10 protein-coding genes are annotated in these 6,838 nt (G+C 69.6%); all 10 read right to left on the bottom strand.

Going from position 1 to position 6,838, the window contains the following annotated elements:
- Positions 1–39 precede the first annotated feature (39 nt).
- The 10 genes from ACFWI8_RS24820 to ACFWI8_RS24775 all read right to left on the bottom strand — a co-directional run bounded on the left by ACFWI8_RS24820 (position 40) and on the right by ACFWI8_RS24775 (position 6,818).
- A complete protein-coding gene (locus tag ACFWI8_RS24820) occupies positions 40–282 on the bottom strand; it encodes a hypothetical protein (RefSeq protein WP_387095375.1) in 243 nt (80 codons plus the stop codon).
- On the bottom strand, positions 269–991 hold the full coding sequence (locus tag ACFWI8_RS24815) for a DUF317 domain-containing protein (RefSeq protein WP_387095372.1): 723 nt from the start codon (positions 989–991) through the stop codon (positions 269–271). Before ACFWI8_RS24815 ends, ACFWI8_RS24820 begins: the two co-directional genes overlap by 14 nt.
- Positions 992–1,084: 93 nt before the next feature.
- Complete coding sequence (locus ACFWI8_RS24810) at positions 1,085–1,549, bottom strand: hypothetical protein (protein ID WP_387095369.1); 465 nt, start codon at positions 1,547–1,549, stop codon at positions 1,085–1,087.
- An 836-nt stretch (positions 1,550–2,385) separates the two neighbouring features.
- Positions 2,386–3,165 carry a winged helix-turn-helix transcriptional regulator gene (locus tag ACFWI8_RS24805; RefSeq protein ID WP_387095366.1) on the bottom strand — a complete coding sequence of 260 codons (780 nt, stop codon included), beginning with the start codon at positions 3,163–3,165 and terminating at the stop codon, positions 2,386–2,388.
- A gap of 37 nt (positions 3,166–3,202) precedes the next feature.
- Complete coding sequence (locus tag ACFWI8_RS24800; protein WP_387095363.1) at positions 3,203–3,643, bottom strand: hypothetical protein; 441 nt, start codon at positions 3,641–3,643, stop codon at positions 3,203–3,205.
- Entirely contained in the window at positions 3,640–4,092 is a 453-nt protein-coding gene (locus ACFWI8_RS24795; protein ID WP_387095360.1) for a hypothetical protein, read from the bottom strand. Before ACFWI8_RS24795 ends, ACFWI8_RS24800 begins: the two co-directional genes overlap by 4 nt.
- A 50-nt stretch (positions 4,093–4,142) precedes the next feature.
- Complete coding sequence (locus ACFWI8_RS24790; protein WP_387095357.1) at positions 4,143–4,889, bottom strand: hypothetical protein; 747 nt, start codon at positions 4,887–4,889, stop codon at positions 4,143–4,145.
- Positions 4,886–5,320, bottom strand: coding sequence for a hypothetical protein (locus ACFWI8_RS24785; RefSeq protein WP_387095354.1), 435 nt, complete (start codon positions 5,318–5,320; stop codon positions 4,886–4,888). The genes ACFWI8_RS24790 and ACFWI8_RS24785 overlap by 4 nt, the downstream gene beginning before the upstream one ends.
- Positions 5,317–5,892 (bottom strand): DUF4913 domain-containing protein, encoded by a 576-nt coding sequence (locus ACFWI8_RS24780; RefSeq protein WP_387095352.1) that lies wholly within the window; start codon positions 5,890–5,892, stop codon positions 5,317–5,319. The genes ACFWI8_RS24785 and ACFWI8_RS24780 overlap by 4 nt, the downstream gene beginning before the upstream one ends.
- A gap of 161 nt (positions 5,893–6,053) precedes the next feature.
- On the bottom strand, positions 6,054–6,818 hold the full coding sequence (locus ACFWI8_RS24775) for a DNA-methyltransferase (RefSeq protein WP_387095350.1): 765 nt from the start codon (positions 6,816–6,818) through the stop codon (positions 6,054–6,056).
- Positions 6,819–6,838 lie beyond the last annotated feature (20 nt).

Genomic DNA, 6,838 nt, shown 5'->3' with positions numbered 1-6,838 from the left:
GCCAGGACGCGTCCTGGCGGCCACCGCCCGTTCGGGGATTCAGGGTTGAGGTGGCCACCCCAGTGCCGTGCGAATGGCCGCGGGCAGATAGCCATCCTGTGGCCCCTGAGGGATGTAAACGGTGACGGCGTCGGCGACTTCGGCGTCGAGCAGGTGACCGATGTGGTGAGTGAAGGGGAAGTCTGGCCGCAGAGCGAGACGGACCTGGGCGTCGGACGGGTAGTGCCGTAGCTGGTTGATCAGCTGTCCGACGGTTATCGCTATCGGGTCATCGCCCGCCATGGTGCCGCCCCTCGGTGTCGGGGGCGGGAGTCGGCGTGACGTGGGCTCCTGGGAAGGTGTGGACTGTGCGTTGCGAGGAGGGAACAGCGGAGCCGAGGCCTTCGCAGAGGCTCCGCAGCAGGGGGAGGGGGAGTGCGGTGGAAAGCCGGGCGCCCCACAGTACGGGGGCGGCCTGGTGGGGGCGGATTTTGACCAGCCAGGCGGCGCCGTCGAGCTCATAGGCGAGGGATGCGTTGGCGGCCTCGGACTGGTAGGCGAGCATTCGGGTTGGGTCGGCGCGCCAACTGGCGTCGAGCAGGGGCTGGAGGGCTTCCGCACCGCCTTCCAGAAGGCTGTGGTGGGTGGTGGGGGTCAGCGCGGCGTCGGGGGCGTCAGCCAGTGTGGTCACCAGCGGCGCAAGGATTTCGTAGGGGGTGTGGTCGGTGAACTCCGCATCCCACAGGAGGGCCCCGCTCTTGTCGGGGCGTGCCCACAGGCGCCACTGAGTGTGATGGAACCCAAGCCAGCGGTCGCCTTCGGGAATGAACTCGACGGCGAGTCGCTGGGTGGGGTCGAAGAAGTGGATGTTGCCGTCGCTGTCGGGCCAGGAGGTCCAGCCCGCCGCGTCCAGGGTGGTCCGGATGTGCTCGACGCCGCGGTCGTTGGGGCCGGCGAGGTAGCGCCCTATGACGTCGTAGGTGGGGTTGCTCGCGGCTTGCGGTTGTTCCATCGCGCGGGTGTCCCTTCGGTGATCTGCGACGTTTGTCGCGGAGGTGTGGGATGTTCCCTTGGGGGGCGGCGGTTGGCAACCGTGTCGCGGGCGTCAGCGTTCCGGCGGGTGCCTGGCGCCGGCACGCGGCGGAGGGAGCTGCCTGGGGAGGGTGAGGGGGTGCTGGTGGCGGCGAAGAAGGCTGGTGTAGCGCGTGCGAGCCAGGGTGACGACGTCGAGTTGTTCGGCGCGGGTGGTTTTCAGCACCATGGCCAGAACGGTGGCCAGTGCCTTTCCTCGGTAGGGCGGTTCGCGTGTCGCCTCGGCCACGATGGCGGTGAGGGCGGCGGCGTCGACGTCCCGGGCGCGCGTGGTCGCGTGGCCGGCGTCGGCGAGGATGGCCTCGCCGTAGCCGGTGAGGAGGTCGATCAACGGCAGGCGGGTGTGGAGCAGGTCGTCCTCGATCAGTGAGAGCGCTGTGAGAACCGCTGCGTGCAGCGTCGCGATGTCTGGCTCGGGGAGGTTGGGAGCGCGTTCGTGCGAGGAGGGGGTGGCGGGAGGTGACGGGTCATCGTCCACGCGGGCCGTCCTCGGGCGAAGGGGGCGCGGCCGTTCGACCTGAAGGTGGACTGGGAGCTGGTGGTCGCGGCGCTGTGTCGGAGAGGGAGCGAGTGAGCAGGAGGCCGAGAGCCGACGTGGTCATCCTGAGCTGGTTACGCAGGGTGTCCATGTGGGTGGTGGCGGCCTCTAGACCTACGGAGCGGGCGGCGAGGGTGTGAAGTTCGTCCTCGGTCAGGTGCGCGATGGATGGGCGCCCAGGGGGTACGGCGTTGACCAGGCGCTGGAGGCGGCTGACGAGGTCGTGGTGGGCGTCATCCAGGTATCCGGCGATCAAGGCGGTCAGTACGGCTGCTCGGCGAGCGGAGGTGCCTTCGGGGCACCGGGCCATGAGATCCTCAGGGCCGACTCCGAAGAGCGTGATGAGGTAGTTGGTTCCCGCTGGCGGCGGCGTGGGCGGTGTCGTCATGGATGCCTCCTGGCGGTGTGATGCGGTGCTTTGCTCACCGGCGGGATTGGCGTGCTGGGCGTTCGGGGAGTGCCGGTTGTGCGGAGGCAGCTGGTTGCGGTCGAGGCCGGGCTGCGGTTCGGCCGGATGGAGGCGCATGAGTGACAGATGCGCGGTGGCGACGCGCGTCTTCGCGGACGGCCCGGGGGCCGGCCATGACGGCGACGAGATGGGCGGGGGTCTCGGGCCACGTCGGCATCATCGGGGCCGGGCTGGAGCTGTCAAAGTTGGCCGCCCCGTCGTGATGGCTTCGGCAAATCGAGCTCGAGGAACGGTCTCAGCGCCGGAACGCCCGTGAACTCGCGCGCGGGACAAGGAGTCGGCTCGGGCGCCTCGTCGTCGGCTGACGTCATCGCGACCGCCCGCTTGGGAGGGGCCGCGCCATCGGCCTGGGGGTTGCTGGGAGGTGTGAGAAGAGGTCGGCGGGCTGGTAGGGAATGGCGGACGGGTAGGCGGTTTGCACGGGGCTCGCCGTCTGGCTGGGCTGGCTGGCGGTTCGGCGCTGTTGCCAGGCGGCGAGAGGCTCGACGACTTCGTTCAGTGCCGAGCCCTGTGGTGTGAGGGTGAGGATCTCGGCCTTGCCGCTTCGTCCTCCGGTGGGGACGATCAGGCCGCGGTCGCGGAGAACGGCGACGCGGCGGTAGAAGGAGCTGGTTTCCAGGGGCCAGTCGAGGTGGTAGCCGACATCAGTGGCGGTGAGAGGACCTCGCTCGGCGAAGGTCTTGCAGATGGCGAAGGTGGCGGGCATGGGGAGGCGGCCGAGGCCGCGTTCGACCTGTTCAGCCCTGGCGACGGGGCCGTCGCTGCCCACATGTTCTCGCCACCAGTTGGCGAGGGCCTGATGGACCGGCTGCAGTCCGTGGGCGGCGTCGCGAAGGCCGTAGCGGACGATTGTGCCGCTGGAGGTTGGCGTGACGAGGCCTTGGCTCTTCAGACGACTGATGATGTAGGAGACGGTGGACTGCTGGAGGCCAGGGAGGGCTTTGCGAAGCTCGGTGATACGCATGGGGCCGTTGTGCTCGAGGGTCTGGAGCACCCACACGTTCCAGCGCGGCTTGAGGGTGATCGCCGCGAGCTCGGCTCGTTCGATCTGGGCGGGGGTGAGAGACCGCCAGCTGATGTGGGACACGGGGTGGCTCCGGGAAATGCGGTCGCGAGGGCTTGGGTTACCGGCCAGGGCCGGACGATGCGTTCGACGTCGTGGGGCCGTTGCTCGTTGGGACGGTGGCGTGCGCGCCAGGGCCGCCGAGCGCGGAGGGGCGCGCGTGGATGATCGGGTAGATCACATCGAGGTGGCGCTGGCGGAGGGCGAGTTCGTCGTCGATGCGCTGCGCGTAGAACAGCAACGTGCCGGCTTCGATGGGTACGCGTCCGGGCTGGGTGAGACGGTGCAACGCGGCGAGGTCGGAGGCAATGCGTCGCTCGGCGATCGTCAGATGCGTGCGCGCCTCCAGGACGCGGTCGCGGGCCGGGTCCGCTGGGCCGGTGGCCGCTAGGCGCAGCAGCTCGGCGACGGTGCGACCGAAGCTCTGCTCGATGGCGCTGTCCGCGCTGCTTCCCGGGATCGGAACGGCGGCGTCTCCTGGCGTGTCCGCCCCGGCGCTCATCGCGTCCACCTAGAGCCGTTGGCCGTGCCGCTTGACGCCGCCGCCGGGAGAGTCGAGCGCCGTGGGGCCGGCTGAGCTGGTCCGTGCGCCGGGGTGGGGTCAGGTGCGGCGCCGGTGGTGTAGGTGTCGGTGGAGGCGACGGCTTCCATGATGATCATGGCGATGGATTGGCGGGCGGCCTGCAGTTGGATGACGCGCTCGGCGAGGCCGGCCATCTGCTTGGCGCGCTGTGGCGTGAGCTCTTCGTCCGTGAGGAAGGGGAGGAGGGCGTCGTCGAACTGGCGGAGAAGGTAGTCGGCCTGGAGCAGCCTTCGGTGCCAGGTTATGGCCTTCCGAAGGGCGGGGTCGGACAGCGAAGGGCTGGCGACCTCCCGGTAGAGGTCCTTCGTGGGGCGGCCGAAGCGTCGCTCAAGGCGTTGTTCGACCATGGGTAGCAGCGTGTCGTTCACCGGGGGATCGCTCCCTTCGTGGCGTCGCATCGGGGTGTGCTCGGGGTGGCTTAGCGCCGGTGGCCGCGGGGCGGCGTCGTGGGCGGGGTGGCGCCCATGGGGCGGGTGACCGGCGCGGGGTTGGGCGGCCCGTAGGGAGCGGGGGGCGGAAGGGGGAGTGCGGGGTTGTCGAACCAGGACGTCAACCAGGTGGTGGAGTCCGCGATGGTGGCGAAGGCGCCTTCGCGAACCTGGTAGGAGTCGGAGGCCATGTCGACGGTCTCCAGGAAGATCCGGTACGGCTGGTGGGCGCTGTCGGGGTGCTGGTCGTAGACCAGCACGCGGACCGAGATGCTGTCCTTGGGGCCGATCGGTTCGTGGAAGTAGCTGCCCAACAGCTGGTAGCGCGAGCCGGACAGGCGCAGCCGCTCCTCCAGTGTTCGGGTGGTGGCGTCGGCCGGGCTCGGCGACGGGGAGGCCTGCCGCAGCGCGGTGTGGGCAGCGGGGCAGCCGCGTTCGATCAGCCAGCGTTGGGCGAAGGGCACGGTGGGTTCGTAGGAGTAGCCGCAACGGAAGAGGCGGCGGTGGGCGTCCCGGCTGATGTGGATGGCGAGGTACCTGGCGTCGCCGGGATGGCCGTAGCCGGCCGCCCTGTCGTAGACGATCCAGTAGCTGTGGCGCTGGTCGGGGGTGTGGTGTTCGACGAGCAGGTGAAAGGAGTCCTGCGACAGATCGAGCAGGTTGAGGTTCTCGAGCATTTCGCGCTCGGCGGGCCGCAGATCGTCGATGCGGAAGTCGATGGCCTGTTGATCGGTCATCGCGGTATCTCCGTTCGCGTTGACGGCAGCCAGTGAGGGGTGGTCGTCGGCGCAGCGGGCCGCCGGGAGAGTTGCCGCGGTTTGCCGGGAGCTGATCCGGACAGGCGGCCGAGGCGGCGGGCTGCTGCGTTGTAGACGGCGTGGCCTTCGCGGGGGCCGACGGCCAGCAGGAAGATCTCGCGGGCGTGTGCCCCGTGGGGTGGTGCGGGACGTTCGGCGTAGACGATGCGCCACTCAGCCCTGGGATCGACGTAGAGCTTCCGGTGGCCCGTCAGGTCGACGCCGGCCCGCACACCAAGGCGCGCGCCACGCTGTTCGCCGTGGACGAGGTCCTGCAGCGCGAGGAGAGCGAGATCTCGGATGCCGGCGGGGGCGGTGCGCAGATCGTCGAGCGCGCGGGGGTCGGCGGCGAAGCCGAACACCGCGCTCACGCCGTACCGCCACCGCTACCCGGAGGCGGGCCGTCCTGGGGCAGCGGCGGAGGCAGCACCCGGTGGGCCGGACGCTTGGGATGCGTCATGCAGGCGGCGAACGGCCCGTTGGGTGAGCGGAGCTGGACCATGGTGTGGTCGAGGAAGTCGCGGTGCCACACCGCGGGGCCGCTGGGGCCGGCGTCCGGCGCGATGTGCTGCTTCCACGCCATCCACAGCCCGTGCAGCCGAGCGACGGCTTCCGGATGCTCCGGCCACCAGGGGCACCAGGGGGCCTGGGTGGAGATCTCACGCCCGTAGACCGGCAGCAGCACTTCGTTGACCCAGGCCGTCAGCCCGGTCAGCTCCTGGTCGTAGGCGCTGCCGCGCAGGGACACGATGTACGACCCGGCGCCCGGTGGGGCCGGCAGCGGGAGCGGATCGTCGGCGGCGAGCCGGTCGAGGAGCTGGTCGTGCGCGGACGTCCGTGCGGTCAGGCGAGCCACGGTGGCCGCCAGCTCCTCCACCTCGGTGTCGGACAGGCGGATCGGCTCGGGCAGATCAGGGAATTCGTCGTGGGGTCGGTCCGGCACAGTCGGGGTTCTCCCTTCGCTCGGGCTCGGGGGATGAGCGGGAGCAGCCCAGGATGCTGATGCTGCCCGTTTTGGCGTGACCGGGAAAATCTGTTAGTAGCCACCCACAGGAAGCACGCGTTACGTCAACTCAATGACTTCTGCTGGGGAGCGCTGGAAGGTCATTCGGATGCCGGCGCCGCCAAGTCGAGGTCGTTCCGTCCGGTGGAGGCTCGGAGGGCTTCATCGAGCCGCTGGCGCGCGATCTCGGCATAGTGAGGACTGAGTTCGATGCCGATGAAGTCCCGGCCTTCGAGAAGGGCGGCGACTCCGGTGGAGCCGGAGCCCGCGCAGAAGTCCAGGATGGTGCCAGCCGGTGGGCACATCTGAACCAGTTGCCGCATGACTTCGACGGGCTTTTGGGTGATGTGCTGACGGCCCTTCCTCGGCTGGGAGGCGGAGAACAGCCCGGGGAGGTATATAGGGTTGCGGTCAGGGGCGACCGGCCCTTTGGTGCCCCAGACCACATATTCGCAGTCCTGCTTGATCCGGCCCTTCTGCGGGCGCGAGGCCGGCTTGTGCCAGGTAGCGATCCCTCGCCATGTCCAGCCGGCGGCCTGGAAGGCATCCGTGGTGATGGGGAGTTGGCGCCAGTCGGTGAAGATCAGCGCCGTACCGGACGGCTTGGTGATGCGGTAGGCCTGGGTGAGGTTCAAGGTGAGCCAGTAGCCGTAGGAGCGCTGGTCCTTGTTCTCGCCGTCGAAGTCGGCAAGGCCGTGTTGCGCGTCGGCGGACGTGTACTTGGCGCGGGCCGTGCGGCCGGTTCGTTCGGCAGCGGTGCGGCCGCCGGAGTTATAGGGCGGGTCGGTGATGACGCTGTCGGCCGCGTTGTCCGGAAGCTGGGACAGAACGCTCAGCGCATCGCCTTGATGGAGGGAATAGGGCATCGAAGCGAGGTCTCCTCTCG

This window comes from Streptomyces sp. NPDC127098 (genome assembly GCF_042722465.1).
GTDB lineage: Bacteria > Actinomycetota > Actinomycetes > Streptomycetales > Streptomycetaceae > Streptomyces > Streptomyces millisiae.
This window is presented reverse-complemented; position numbering and strand designations above follow the sequence as displayed.